At 36.1% G+C, this 13,503-nt stretch carries 11 protein-coding genes and 2 tRNA genes; 4 read left to right on the forward strand and 9 right to left on the reverse strand.

All coding sequences use genetic code 11. The features are described from left to right. Nucleotides 1-18 precede the first annotated feature (18 nt). Together CLV00_RS02760 and CLV00_RS02765 are read left to right on the forward strand one after the other, a co-directional pair. A complete protein-coding gene (locus CLV00_RS02760) occupies nt 19-963 on the forward strand; it encodes a hypothetical protein (protein WP_099713710.1) in 945 nt (314 codons plus the stop codon). Beyond that, nucleotides 960-2,057 carry a glycosyltransferase gene (locus CLV00_RS02765; RefSeq protein WP_099713711.1) on the forward strand — a complete coding sequence of 366 codons (1,098 nt, stop codon included), beginning with the start codon at nt 960-962 and terminating at the stop codon, nt 2,055-2,057. The genes CLV00_RS02760 and CLV00_RS02765 overlap by 4 nt, the downstream gene beginning before the upstream one ends. Nucleotides 2,058-2,159: 102 nt before the next feature. Here CLV00_RS02765 and CLV00_RS02770 read toward each other — a convergent pair whose 3' ends face one another. Together CLV00_RS02770 and CLV00_RS02775 are read right to left on the reverse strand one after the other, a co-directional pair. After that, nucleotides 2,160-2,636: a hypothetical protein gene (locus CLV00_RS02770; RefSeq protein ID WP_099716206.1), complete on the reverse strand. Its 477-nt coding sequence runs from the start codon at nt 2,634-2,636 to the stop codon at nt 2,160-2,162. Nucleotides 2,637-2,678: 42 nt separating this feature from the next. Next, nucleotides 2,679-3,068, reverse strand: coding sequence for a hypothetical protein (locus CLV00_RS02775; RefSeq protein WP_099713712.1), 390 nt, complete (start codon nt 3,066-3,068; stop codon nt 2,679-2,681). Nucleotides 3,069-3,119: 51 nt separating this feature from the next. Here CLV00_RS02775 and CLV00_RS02780 point away from each other — a divergent pair, with 51 nt between their 5' ends. Beyond that, on the forward strand, nt 3,120-3,620 hold the full coding sequence (locus CLV00_RS02780) for a DUF456 domain-containing protein (RefSeq protein WP_099713713.1): 501 nt from the start codon (nt 3,120-3,122) through the stop codon (nt 3,618-3,620). Between the two features lie 138 nt (nt 3,621-3,758). On the opposite strand, the gene CLV00_RS02785 is transcribed toward CLV00_RS02780, so the two are convergent. The 7 genes from CLV00_RS02785 to dnaE form a co-directional block, all read right to left on the reverse strand. Beyond that, nucleotides 3,759-4,007, reverse strand: a complete 249-nt coding sequence (locus CLV00_RS02785) for a GIY-YIG nuclease family protein (RefSeq protein ID WP_099713714.1) — start codon at nt 4,005-4,007, stop codon at nt 3,759-3,761. A 136-nt stretch (nt 4,008-4,143) separates the two neighbouring features. Next, on the reverse strand, nt 4,144-4,392 hold the full coding sequence (locus CLV00_RS02790; protein WP_099713715.1) for a GIY-YIG nuclease family protein: 249 nt from the start codon (nt 4,390-4,392) through the stop codon (nt 4,144-4,146). A gap of 67 nt (nt 4,393-4,459) precedes the next feature. Next, nucleotides 4,460-4,536, reverse strand: a tRNA-Asp gene (locus tag CLV00_RS02795). 394 nt (nt 4,537-4,930) lie between these two features. Beyond that, nucleotides 4,931-5,004: transfer RNA gene (locus tag CLV00_RS02800), tRNA-Asp, on the reverse strand. A gap of 86 nt (nt 5,005-5,090) precedes the next feature. Then, complete coding sequence (locus tag CLV00_RS02805) at nt 5,091-6,017, reverse strand: DUF58 domain-containing protein (RefSeq protein WP_099713716.1); 927 nt, start codon at nt 6,015-6,017, stop codon at nt 5,091-5,093. 225 nt (nt 6,018-6,242) lie between these two features. After that, nucleotides 6,243-6,560: a thioredoxin gene (trxA, locus tag CLV00_RS02810; protein ID WP_099713717.1), complete on the reverse strand. Its 318-nt coding sequence runs from the start codon at nt 6,558-6,560 to the stop codon at nt 6,243-6,245. Nucleotides 6,561-6,816: 256 nt separating this feature from the next. Then, nucleotides 6,817-11,361, reverse strand: coding sequence for a DNA polymerase III subunit alpha (gene dnaE, locus CLV00_RS02815; RefSeq protein WP_099716207.1), 4,545 nt, complete (start codon nt 11,359-11,361; stop codon nt 6,817-6,819). 643 nt (nt 11,362-12,004) lie between these two features. On the opposite strand from dnaE, the gene leuC reads away from it, so the two are divergent. Then, nucleotides 12,005-13,399 carry a 3-isopropylmalate dehydratase large subunit gene (leuC, locus tag CLV00_RS02820; protein WP_099713718.1) on the forward strand — a complete coding sequence of 465 codons (1,395 nt, stop codon included), beginning with the start codon at nt 12,005-12,007 and terminating at the stop codon, nt 13,397-13,399. Nucleotides 13,400-13,503 lie beyond the last annotated feature (104 nt).

Raw genomic sequence — 13,503 nt, forward strand, 5'->3', positions numbered from 1 at the left:
ATTTGTTATTTTGCAGTAATGATTACAATTCCACACAAAACTAAGCAATTCCTCGTACTTCTAATCAAACTTTTGATTGTGGGTGGCGCGTTTTATTTTATTTACAATCAATTGGCCAATAACGACAAACTGGATTGGCAAAAATTCATTGTTTTATTCCAGAAAAACCAATCCATTGGCGGAATCGCGTTTATTTTGTTATTGAGTGTTTTGAATCGGTTTTTTGAAATATTGAAATGGCAAAACTTAGTCGAGTTTATCCATAAAATATCTTTGGGCGAAGCAACAAAACAAGTTCTTGGTGCATTAACCGCGGGACTTTTTACGCCAAACGGCGTGGGCGAATATGCCGGAAAAGCATTGTTTTTTGATAAATCAAACACTAAAAAAGTGATTTTCTTGAATCTGATTTGCAACGGAATCCAAATGATATTGACTGTTATTTTTGGAATTTTCGGGTTGTTGTATTTCAATGCACAATACAATGTAATTACTACGAAAACCGTTATGATTCTGTTTGGCATTTGTTTTTTGGCATTTGGAATCTTGTTTTCTTTGAAAAAAATAAACATTAAGGGCTATTCTATCGAAAAACTGATTCATAAGATTAACGAAATCCCAAAACCTATTCATCAAAAAAATATCTTTTTAGGCATTTGTCGTTTTCTGGTTTTTTCGCACCAATATTACTTTTTGTTCCTGGCTTTTGATGTTGACTTACCTTATTTAATAGCCATTGCCACGATTACAAGCGTTTATTTCCTAGCTTCCTCTTTGCCTACATTTCAGTTTTTGGACTTTGCAGTAAAAGGAAGTGTGGCTGTATATTTCTTCGGAATTCTTGGCGTAAACGAATGGATAGTAATTTTTATAACCACACTTATGTGGTTTCTGAATGTAGTTCTGCCGGTAATAATTGGCAGTTATTATGTTTTGAATTTTAAAACTAAAAATCCAATATGATTTTTGTTTTGTACTTCGTTATAGTCCTCTATTGCGTTGCGATTGCCTTCTTGATTTATGGTTTCACCAAAGTAAATGCTATAGATTATATTGGCTTAACGCCAAAAACAAAATTCTCGATTATTGTTCCTTTCCGGAATGAAGCCGAAAATTTACCCATTCTATTGGAGAGTTTGTCGAAATTGAATTATCCGATGGAATTGTTCGAAGTGATTTTGGTCGATGATTTTTCTGAAGAAGCGTTTAAAATTCCAAGCTTAAAATTTAAAGTTTCGGTTATAAATAACGTCAGAGTTACGAATTCGCCCAAAAAAGATGCGATTGTAACCGCAATGCAAATTGTAAATACAGACTGGATTATCACCACCGATGCCGATTGTGTAGTCAATGAAAACTGGTTATTGACATTGGATAATTACATTCAGCTTCATGATGTTGCTATGATTACCGGAGCGGTAACGTATAATTGTGGTAATTCGTTTTTGCATCATTTCCAGCAATTGGATTTGGCGAGTTTACAAGGCGCAACCATTGGTAGTTTTGGCATTGATAAAGGATTTATGTGCAATGGCGCCAACTTTGCGTATACCAAATCCTTTTTTCAAGAACTGAATGGTTTCAATGGAAACGATGCAATTGCCAGTGGCGATGATGTTTTCCTGCTGCAAAAAGCGATTGCCAAATCCCCTGAAAAAGTGCATTATCTAAAATCTCAAAATACGATTGTCACTACTAAACCTCTGAATGACTTGAAATCGTTGTTTTACCAACGCGTTCGTTGGGCATCCAAAACAAGTTCGTATCAAAGTACTTTCGGAAAAGGATTGGGACTATTAGTATTTGCGGGAAATCTGAGTTGGCTTTTCGTTCTTGGTTTTTGGGTCTTCGGTTTAACTGCTTTTCAGAATGTCTTTTTATTATTTACTTTGAAGTTTTCAGTTGATACCGTTTTGATTTACAAATCCAATGAATTTTTAACCAAAACCAAAATACAGTATTTGATTTTGGGCAGTTTATTCTATCCTTTTTTTAGTGTGAGCGTAGCTTTGTATTCTTTGTTTGGAAAATATGAATGGAAAGGCAGAAAATTTTAACTTACACTAATGCCCTAGCCCAGATGGAAACGGCATCCTTTTTCTTTTTTCCTTTAAAAAAGAAAAAGATACAGTGAACAGCTGGAAGCAGCTCCAGAAAAACTACTCTACTTTTAGAATAACCGGAAGTATAAATTGGGTTTTTACGGGAATTCCGCGTTTTATGGCGGGGTTAATTTTTGGGAAATCAACCAAACGTGCTTTAAGAATACTGTCAATTTTGATTTTGTCGTAGGCAACCGAATCTTTTGGAAATTGAGGCTCGAATTGGATGGTCGCATTTGGAAAAACAGTAACCTTTACTTCAATCGTATCCAGTTCAGGATAGAGAATCGAGAGGGTGTCAACGCTCAATTTCTCTTGAATCAGCAACGTTAAAACTTCAAAAAAACACTGTTGACGCTGTTTTTTATCTTCTATTTTTTCGCAATCCACTACCGATGGGTATTCATCGACTTCTTTCCAGTTGATTGATTTCAGTTCCTTTTGCAACAATTCCTTTTCCGATGGAATTTGCTTGTCAAAGTATTGACAGGAATTAAAAAATATAAATACTAAAAAGAGGTAATACTGCTTCAAGGTTTTGTTTTTGAATTGGACTAATATTCTATAAAAATACAATTATTTTTTTGGAGAGGCTTTCGAAAGCAAATAATCTTCATAGTTTTCAGCAAACCATTTCTTTTTGTTTTCGGCGGCGACTTCTTTTTGATCCGGATACAAAGCTGCCAATCTATCTGAAAAAATAGCAATCTGAATCGTATATTTATAAAATTCCTCTTTTGTCAATACTAAATTTGGATTTGATTTTTTATCGGAAAACTCAAAAAAAAGTCTGTCAAACTCTTTCATCGAAAAATTTAATACTTTTACTCTATTCTCGTTGTAAATAGCCTCCTTTAAAATCATATCGTTGCTTTTTACAATTTTTTCCTGAGCATTTACGGCACAAAAAGAAAAAGTAAAAAAGAAGATAATCGAAAATGAAACTATTAATTTAATATCTTTCATAAGCTGGTTAGGTGTTGCTTTTGTGTTTTCAAAATTACTAAAAATAAATTTATGGATGTACTGCTTTTGGTTCTTGGTTTCATGTGTGTTATTTTGGGCATTTTTGGTAGTTTTTTACCCGTTTTACCCGGACCCAGCATCAGTTGGGTTGGGTTGGCATTACTTTATTTTACGAATGCTGTTCCGGCAAATTATTGGATTTTAGGAATTGCATTGTTAGTCACTGTTATCATATCGGTTTTAGATTACGTGATTCCGGCTAAAGGAACCAAGAGATTTGGCGGAAGCTCTTATGGCGTCTGGGGAACTAACCTCGGTCTGATTATTGGAATCCTTGCTCCTATCCCTTTTGGGTTCATTATCGGTCCTTTTGTTGGCGCGCTAATAGGAGAACTTATTTATGATTTTAAAGACCACAATCGGGCTTTGAAAGCAGCCGCAGGTTCCTTTATAGGTTTTCTGGCTTCCAGCTTTATGAAATTTGTGGTTTGCGTAATGTATTTAGGATTGTTTGTATGGACTGTTTGGCACTATAAATCGGAATTGTTCTAATGTACCATTAGTTTTAAGAATTCTTTTTAAAAGAAAAAGCTTTTCAGTTATGAAAAGCTTCTTATTACTGGTCTCGTTTTTAGAACGAGAGGACTCGAACCCGTCTCGTCCCAAAAGACGAGATGACAGGCATGCGTTCTATTCAACTTGAAAACTCGTTAATAATCTTTCTATCGAAGCAACATTAAGCTTTTTCAATCGTAATTCTTCTTTTAATACTTCTGTTTTAGTTTCAAATTCTTTGAAATACACCAAAACCCATGGACTTTTTCCAGAAGTGTATCGGCTTAAATCATTATTGTGTTCAAAAATACGCTTACCAAGATCTTGTGTAAATCCTTTGTAAAATAATCCTTGATGATTTTTTATGATGTAAACAAAACACATATCGATTGCTATTTGAATTTTACAAAAACAAAAAAAGCTTTTCTATTACGAAAAGCTTTTTGTTACTGGTCTCGTTTTTAGAACGAGAGGACTCGAACCCGTCTCGTCCCAAAAGACGAGATGACAGGCATGCGTTCTATTCAACTTGAAAACTCGTTAATAATCTTTCTATCGAAGCAACATTAAGCTTTTTCAATCGCAATTCTTCTTTTAATGCTTCTGTTTTTGTTTCAAATTCTTTGAAATAAACCAAAACCCACGGACTTTTTCCAGAAGTGTATCGGCTTAAATCATTATTGTGTTCTAAAATACGCTTACCAAGATCTTGTGTAAATCCTTTGTAAAATAATCCTTGATGATTTTTTATGATGTAAACAAAATACATATCGATTGCTATTTGAATTTTACAAAAACAAAAAAAGCTTTTCTATTACGAAAAGCTTTTTTATTACTGGCGGTCTGGACGGGACTCGAACCCGCGACCCCATGCGTGACAGGCATGTATTCTAACCAACTGAACTACCAAACCAGTATTTTAATCTATAACATTCTAATTCTTAAACACAGTTCTTGAATCGAACCCGTCTCGTCCTAAAGACGAGATGACAGGCATGTATTCTAACCAACTGAACTACCAAACCAGTATTTTAATCTATACCATTCTAATTCTTAAACACAGTTCTTGAATCGAACCCGTCTCGTCCCAAAAGACGAGATGACAGGCATGTATTCTAACCAACTGAACTACCAAACCAGCTTCATTTTAAATCAAAAAAGCTATCCACAAAAGTGGAAAGCTTTTCATTGGTCTAACTACTAAACCCGCTACGAGTTACAAATTCGTAGCAAACAACACAACTAACTTTAGATACTTTATAGGGGCAAAAAAGCCTTTCTGTTACGAAAGGCTTTCCCCAATATTGCGGTCTGGACGGGACTCGAACCCGCGACCCCATGCGTGACAGGCATGTATTCTAACCAACTGAACTACCAAACCTCTGCGTTATTGCGGTGGCAAAGATACAATAGATTTCCGTTTACACAAGCGTTTTTTGAAAAAATAATTGATAAATTTTAACCTTATTATCCAAAGTTTTGTTTTTCAACCAAGTATGTCATTAAAATTTTTTCAAAACTTTCTCCAACACTTACCGGAATGTACTTTATTCGGTTTTGTGAGCAGGTCAAAGCGAGTTTCTTAAAGTAACTTTCTGTCTGTTTTTCGTATTCTTCTTTGACATTATCCGCAAAAACTGCTACTTCTTCTCCTGTTTCTACATCAATAAACTTCCTTGGAGCATTATCAAAGTCAAAATTTAACTCTGTTTTGTTATCGACAACGTGAAACAAGACCACTTTATGCTTGTTGTGTTTCAAATGCTGCAAGGCATTAAACAGCGCTTCCTCATTTCCGGACTGAAACATATCCGTAAACAAGACAATCATCGAACGACGGTGAATCTTCTCGGCTATTTGATGTAAAAATGTAATTGTATCAGTACTTTTTTTAGTCGCAGGTTTCTCTAAAAGCCCTTCAAGTGTATTTAAGATCATTCTATGATGGCGATCACTGCCTTTTTCAGGAGCATAGTACTCATATGTATCCGAAAACACACTTAGTCCCACAGCATCGCGTTGCTTCTTTAAAAGATTCATTAAAACCGCCGAGGCCAAAACAGAAAAGCCAATCTTATTCTCAAAAAATTGCTGACCGCCTTTTAGTTTCGGATAATGCATTGAAGAGGAATTATCGATAATAAGATGACACCGCAAATTAGTTTCTTCCTCAAATCGTTTGGTGTATAAACGATCCGTTTTGGCAAACAATTTCCAATCAATGTGCTTGGTACTTTCGCCAACATTATAGACTTTATGCTCAGCAAATTCTGCCGAAAATCCATGAAACGGACTTTTATGCATTCCTGAAATAAAACCTTCCACAACCTGATTGGCCAGCAATTCAAGATGCTGAAAACTGGAAATTTTCTCTATTTGCGATTCGATTTTCATATTCCAAATATATTAAAAGATTGAACGATTTAAAAATTTAAAGATTGAAAAGAAAATATAACCACCTTTGATTCTCTGATTTCAAAATCTTTTTTTAATCTGTTAATCTGCATTGTTTTTTATATGCCTGATTGAAACGCTGTAAATCCCACAAAAAAAGGCTTGACTTTCGCCAAACCTTTTTTTTGAATCTTTTCAGATTCTATATAAATCATAATCTACCGATTACAACAAAGCGTCTAAACTATCAGCGTAAGTTTGTTTAGGAGCAACTCCTACTTGTTTCCCTACTACTTCTCCGTTATGAAAAACCAATACTGTTGGAATATTTCTCACTCCGTATTTTGCAGCAAATTCTTGGTTTGCATCAACGTCTACTTTACCTACGACTACTTTACCATCGTATTCAGCACTTAATTCGTCAATGATTGGCCCTACCATTCTACAAGGTCCACACCATGCTGCCCAAAAATCCACCATTACCGGTTTGTCTGATTTCAAAACTACTTCTTCAAAAGTAGCATCTGTTATTGCTAATGCCATATTTATTTTTATTTAAGTTTATCGTTTGAATATTTTAAGTCTCAAACTCGGATACAAATTTAGAAATTAAAAACTAATCAAACGCCATTCATAAATTAGTTTTGACTATTAATATATCGTCAATTCTTATCACTCCATTTCAACCCATTTAGGATTGCAATAATCAGGAGCTACTTCCCGCTGTACGCTGTATCTTTCCTTGTCTAAAGAAAACAAGGAAAGGATGCCGCTTCCATCAGGGCTAAGGCATTCTGCTCTAATTCAACTTAAAGTTAATCTGCATTTTTTCCAGTTCCACTAACAATTCATTCGAAATCTTGATTTTTAGTTTTCTGCTGGCCATGGTTAGTTTGGTCACCACTTTTATTTCTTCGACTTCTTCTACTTTTTCTTCAGTACTTGTTTCCGGAATTTCGAGAGTTTCCATTTCAGAATCTTCATTTTCATCGACAAAAGCTACTTCTTCATTTTCTATCTCAACAGGAGCAACAGCAACGAGTTTTTTTGTTTTCTCTAACTCCATGATTTCAAAAGTCACTGTATTATCTCCTTTATTATCCTGAAAAAGATGGCTTAATCTATGAATAAAATCAGCTTCCAAATCTGCAATATTCAAAAGCACAACTAATTTTCTAGCAAAGGTTTCTAACACATCCTGCAATTGTTTTACTTCTACAAATTGCAATCTTGGCTCCCCTTTTTTACCGGTATCACGGTCAGTCCAGCCTTCTTTTACCAACACTTTCATAAACGTAAAATTATTTTGAATAAAGAAATGACGAAACTTTAGATACTCCTCCCCAAAAATTCTAAACTCATAACTTTCGTCATAACCCTCCAGAGTAAACATACCCCAGCCTTTTCCATTTTTAGCTACACGGTGTTGCACATTATTGATAATTCCTCCAAATGCCAGGTTTTTACTGACATGCAATTCCATATTTTTAAGTGCTTCCAGCTTGGCATTACAAAAATATTTCATTTCAAATTTGTAATCATCCAGCGGATGTCCCGAGATGTAAATTCCAACAACCTCTTTTTCTTTTGCGAGTTTTTCCATTGTGCTCCAATCCTCGCAAGGTGGTACAATAGGTTCTGCAATTTGCACTTCGCTGGTATCTCCAAACAAACTTACTTGAGAGGAATTTTCATTCTCCTGAAACTTCGATCCATACCGAATCGCTTTTTCATAAAAAGTAATTCCATCACCATCATCATGAAAATATTGCGCTCTCGTGGTTCCTAAAAACGAATCAAATCCTCCGGCCAAAGCCAGATTTTCCAATGCTTTTTTATTCGCCGCACGCAAATCAATACGTTTGGTCAAATCAAAAATCGATTTGTATTTTCCATCTTTTCTGTTTTCAACAATTGTTGCCACAGCTCCGGAACCAACTCCTTTTATCGCTCCCATTCCAAAACGTACCGCGTAATTATCATTTACGGTAAATTTATAAAACGACTCATTCACATCAGGTCCTAAAACTTGCAGTCCCATTCGCTTACATTCTTCCATAAAAAACGAAACCTGCTTGATATCATTCATGTTATTCGAAAGCACCGCAGCCATATATTCCGCAGGATAATTCGCTTTCAAATAGGCCGTTTGGTACGCAATCCAAGCATAACAAGTCGAGTGCGATTTATTAAATGCATATTCAGCAAAAGCTTTCCAGTCATTCCAAATCTTCTCTAACTTGTCTTTGGCATGACCTTTTGCCATCGCTTGCGAAATGAATTTTGGTTCCATTTTAGCCAAAACATCAATCATTTTTTTTCCCATCGCTTTACGCAAAACATCGGCATCCCCTTTCGAGAAATCCGCCAGTTTCTGGGACAAAAGCATTACCTGCTCTTGGTAAACGGTAATTCCGTAGGTATCTTTCAGCAATTCTTCGCAGTCATCCAAATCATATTCGATTGGCTCTTCCCCGTTTTTTCGTTTAATAAAACTCGGGATATAGGCAATCGGTCCTGGACGATACAAAGCATTCATGGCAATCAAATCCGGAAATACTGTCGGCTTCAATTCCTTCATGTATTTCTGCATTCCCGGACTCTCATACTGGAAAATACCTACTGTTTCTCCACGTTGGAAAAGTTCATACGTCTTCAAATCATCAATTGGAAATTCATCGGGATTCAGGTCAATTCCTGTTCTATATTTTACTAATTTAACAGTATCTTTTATCAGGGTTAGGGTTTTCAAACCCAAGAAGTCCATCTTCAACAAACCGGCACTTTCCACCACCGAGTTATCAAATTGAGTCACATACAAATCCGAATCTTTGGCGGTAGCCACAGGAACAAAATTGGTAATGTCGCTTGGCGTAATAATCACACCACAAGCGTGAATTCCCGTATTTCTCAGATTTCCTTCCAAAACTTTGGCTTGCTGAATTGTTTCTCCACCCAAATCACCTTCATTCGCAAGACCTATTAATTCCTTTATTTTATCATATTCTTCGGGACGAACCGCCTTCTTAATCAGATTTTCATCTTCATTCAAAAAGCGCGCTAAATTCCACTTGGACGGCATCATTCCCGGAATCAATTTTGCAATTTTATCCGCTTCAAACAATGGTAAATCCAGTACACGAGCAGTATCACGAATCGCTGATTTTGTTGCCATTTTACCATAGGTGATAATCTGCGCCACCTGTTTCGAACCGTATTTCCGAATCACATAGTCCATTACACTGCTTCGCCCTTCATCATCAAAATCGATATCAATATCGGGTAGTGACACACGATCCGGATTCAGGAAACGCTCAAAAAGCAGGTTGTACATCAACGGGTCAATATTGGTTATTTTCAAACAATACGCCACTACCGATCCTGCCGCAGAACCCCTTCCCGGCCCTACAGAAACTCCCATACTTCTCGCCTCGGCAATTAAATCCTGTACAATCAGGAAATAACCCGGATAACCGGAATTGGATATCGTCAACAATTCAAAATCCAATCGTTCTTGAATTTCTTCGGTAATTACAGGATATCGTCTTCGGGCTCCTTCAAAAGTAAGATGCCTCAAATACGCATTTTCTCCTCGTACACCACCGTCTTTTTCATCTTCAGGATCATTAAATTCTATTGGGATTTCAAATTTTGGAAGCAATACTTCACGAGCCAAATCGAAAATTTCAATTTTATCCACAATCTCCGAAAGATTCGAAATCGCTTCCGGTAAATCCGCAAAAAGCTGCTTCATTTCGTCTCCCGACTTAAAATAATATTCCTGATTAGGCAATCCATAACGATAGCCACGACCACGACCTATTGGTGTTGTCTGCTTTTCGCCATCACGCACACAAAGCAAAATATCATGTGCATTTGAATTTGCCTTGTCTATATAAAAGGTATTGTTTGTCGCAATAATCTTGACATCATGTTTTCTGGCTAATGAAATCAAAGACGCATTCACCCGATTTTCATCTTCCTGATTGTGACGCATCACTTCAATGTAAAAATCTTCCTTGAACTCGTTTTTCCACCAAAGCAAGGCTTCTTCAGCTTGGTTTTCACCAATATTTAAAATCTTATTTGGTATTTCGCCATAAAGATTTCCGGACAAAACAATAATATCTTCTTTGAATTCCTGAATGACTTTCCTGTCGATTCTGGGAACATAATAAAACCCTTCCGTATACGCGATGGAAGACATTTTAGCCAAATTATGATAGCCTTTTTTGGTCTTCGCCAAAAGTACTATTTGGTACCCATTGTCCTTAACCGACTTGTTTTTATGGTCTTCACAAACAAAAAATTCACAACCTACTATTGGTTTCATCGGAACTTCGGTAGGCTCTTCACCATTTTCGATTGCCGCTTTATTCTTGGCTTCAGCCGCTTTATTATGGTATAAAATATCACGGACAAAATGAAAAGCACCCATCAAATTCGCATGATCCGTCATAGCAACCGCAGGCATTTTTTGTTGTGCCGCCGCTTTTACCAATGCCGCAATGCTAATCGTAGATTGTAACACCGAAAACTGCGTATGATTGTGCAAATGCACAAAAGGCGCATCAATAAGCACCTTTTTATTCTCAGAAAGTTCTGCTCTTGAAACGGCTGGCGCTTGTTTTTCGCCAAACTGCTGACGGATTTTATCCGAAGCTTCCTTGAGATTGATATGTTTTAAACCAATGAGCTTAATCTCGCTTGGATTCTTACTTTGAAAGTCTTGAAAATAACTTGCTGGAACATCCAGTTCCTCTTTTGTAAAAACATCACGACGAATCAACTCCAAGAAACAACGCGTAGTTGCCTCGACATCGGCAGTAGCGTTGTGCGCTTCGCCGAAAGGTTTGTTAAAAAGATACGAGTGCAACTCCGTCAACGTAGGCAACTTGAATTTTCCTCCTCGACCACCCGGCAATTTCAATAAAGATGCGGTTACTTCTGTACAGGTATCTAAAATAGGCATCGAACTCATTTGGCTATCAACACCCATTCTATAAAACTCACAACCCATAATATTGATGTCAAAACCTAAATTCTGACCTACAATAAATTTGGCTTTGCCTAAAGCAATATTGAATTTTTCCAAAACTTCTGCTAGCGAAATACCATCGGCTTCCGCCAATTCAGTCGAAATACCGTGGATTCGTTCCGCGTCATACGGAATATTAAAACCTTCGGGTTTTACCAAATAATCTTGATGCTCGATGAGTTTTCCCATATCATCGTGCAACTGCCAAGCGATTTGAATACAACGCGGCCAGTTATCCGTATCTGAAATTGGAGCGCCCCAACGCTTTGGTAATCCTGTAGTTTCGGTATCGAATATTAAGTACATATCTGGATTTGAAGTGTTTGTGATTTTAAAAAATCGCAAAAAATGAATTTCAAATTTAGTTTTTTTTAGGGTAGAATAGAAGTAAGTTATCAACAAAAAACAAATTTATTTTCCAGTACTATTCTCCTATTAAAACTACAATCACTTTCAACAAATCAGCTTGATAGTATCTTGTTAAAAAGACAAAAAGAGTCCGTAATGATTTTTTGGATGTCGTAGTATTTCATCAAAAAAAAATACTGAAATACAACTAAAAAATATGCCATTAACTAAGAAAATCACATCGAAAAACAGTCTCAATAAAAGTAAAATAGTTGATTTAAAATTAAAAAATAGTTGATTTTAGTTCCGTTTAATTAAATATTCATAAATATAATAGCTTTTTAAAAGCTTTTTTTATCGATTCTACAAATATAAAAAACAGCAAGAAATTGATTTTTTATTGTATCTAAATAAAGAATCACACTTATAAAAAAGAAACCCAAAAGATAAAAATCAGTAAAGAAATTCACTAATACGATTTTGGGTATCGTATATAATGCAATATTAAAAAATAAAGACTTGATTCTTTTTTTAGTTTTGCTTTCATTGTTATCATCTTAGCCAACTTGGCTATAAAAAAATACATTAAAAACATATTAAAATGAGTACTACATTATTTGACAAAGTATGGGATTCGCACGTGGTGCGTAAAATTGAAGATGGACCAGACGTGTTTTTTATTGACCGTCATTTCATCCATGAAGTTACTAGTCCTGTAGCTTTTTTAGGTTTAAAAGAAAGAGGAATTTCAGTATTATATCCAGAGCGCACTTTTGCTACTGCGGATCACAACACCCCAACTATAAATCAACATTTACCGGTTCAAGATGCATTATCTGCCAATCAACTTAAGGCATTAGAAGATAACGCAGCTGAATATGGTATTTCTCACTGGGGATTAGGTCACCAAAAAAATGGAATTGTACACGTAGTAGGTCCTGAAAACGGAATTACTTTACCTGGTGCGACTATTGTTTGTGGAGATTCCCATACTTCTACACATGGTGCTTTTGGTGCAATTGCTTTTGGTATTGGAACTTCTGAGGTTGAAATGGTGATGGCTACACAATGTATCATGCAACCGAAACCAAAGAAAATGCGTATCAACGTAAATGGTGAGTTGAGTAAAGGTGTGGGTCCAAAAGACGTTGCACTTTATATTATTTCTCAATTAACTACTTCTGGAGGTACAGGATATTTTGCAGAATATGCAGGAGATGTTTTTGAAAACATGTCTATGGAAGGCCGTATGACGGTTTGTAACTTGAGTATCGAAATGGGTGCTCGTGGTGGTATGATTGCTCCTGACCAAAAAACATTTGATTTCCTTGAAGGAAGATTATACGCTCCAAAAGGAGAAGCTTGGACAAAAGCAGTTGAATATTGGAAAACGTTAAAAACGGATGCTGATGCTATTTTTGATGCAGAATTAAACATCAATGCTGCAGATATTGAACCAATGATTACATATGGTACGAACCCCGGAATGGGAATTGGTATCTCAAAAAATATTCCAAACGCCAACCAAGTAGAAGGTGGCGCCGAAACATATAAAAAATCTTTAGCCTACATGGGCTTTGAAGAAAATGACGTAATGATTGGGAAACCAATTGATTTTGTTTTCTTGGGAAGTTGTACCAATGGTAGAATTGAAGATTTCAGAGCTTTTACAGAAATTGTAAAAGGAAGAAAAAAAGCAGATAACGTTACCGCTTGGTTAGTTCCAGGTTCTCACGTAGTGGAAGCTCAAATTAAAGAAGAAGGATTATTAGACATTCTTACTGAAGCTGGTTTTGTATTACGTCAGCCAGGTTGTTCGGCTTGTTTAGCGATGAACGATGATAAAGTTCCTGCCGGAAAATATGCAGTAAGTACTTCCAACAGAAACTTCGAAGGTCGTCAAGGTCCCGGTTCAAGAACATTATTGGCAAGTCCAATTATGGCCGCTGCAGCAGCAGTTACCGGAAAACTAACAGATCCTAGAGATTTATTTTAAAAAATTTCAGAATGTAGATTAACAATTTTTGACCGGAGCTTCAGCGAATTGGCGTAGCATTTCAGATTTCGTTAAAATCGACACAACATTCAGTTTAAATTATA

The sequence above is a fragment of the Flavobacterium sp. 11 genome (genome assembly GCF_002754315.1).
In the GTDB taxonomy this organism is placed as follows: domain Bacteria; phylum Bacteroidota; class Bacteroidia; order Flavobacteriales; family Flavobacteriaceae; genus Flavobacterium; species Flavobacterium algoritolerans.

Coding starts and splice junctions, on each gene's coding strand:
- CLV00_RS02790 (WP_099713715.1), bottom strand. CDS start 4,392: ATGTATTTTGTTTACATCATAAAAAATCATCAAGGATTATTTTACAAA.
- CLV00_RS02780 (WP_099713713.1), top strand. CDS start 3,120: ATGGATGTACTGCTTTTGGTTCTTGGTTTCATGTGTGTTATTTTGGGC.
- dnaE (WP_099716207.1), bottom strand. CDS start 11,361: ATGTACTTAATATTCGATACCGAAACTACAGGATTACCAAAGCGTTGG.
- CLV00_RS02760 (WP_099713710.1), top strand. CDS start 19: ATGATTACAATTCCACACAAAACTAAGCAATTCCTCGTACTTCTAATC.
- leuC (WP_099713718.1), top strand. CDS start 12,005: ATGAGTACTACATTATTTGACAAAGTATGGGATTCGCACGTGGTGCGT.
- CLV00_RS02805 (WP_099713716.1), bottom strand. CDS start 6,017: ATGAAAATCGAATCGCAAATAGAGAAAATTTCCAGTTTTCAGCATCTT.
- CLV00_RS02765 (WP_099713711.1), top strand. CDS start 960: ATGATTTTTGTTTTGTACTTCGTTATAGTCCTCTATTGCGTTGCGATT.
- CLV00_RS02785 (WP_099713714.1), bottom strand. CDS start 4,007: ATGTGTTTTGTTTACATCATAAAAAATCATCAAGGATTATTTTACAAA.
- trxA (WP_099713717.1), bottom strand. CDS start 6,560: ATGGCATTAGCAATAACAGATGCTACTTTTGAAGAAGTAGTTTTGAAA.
- CLV00_RS02775 (WP_099713712.1), bottom strand. CDS start 3,068: ATGAAAGATATTAAATTAATAGTTTCATTTTCGATTATCTTCTTTTTT.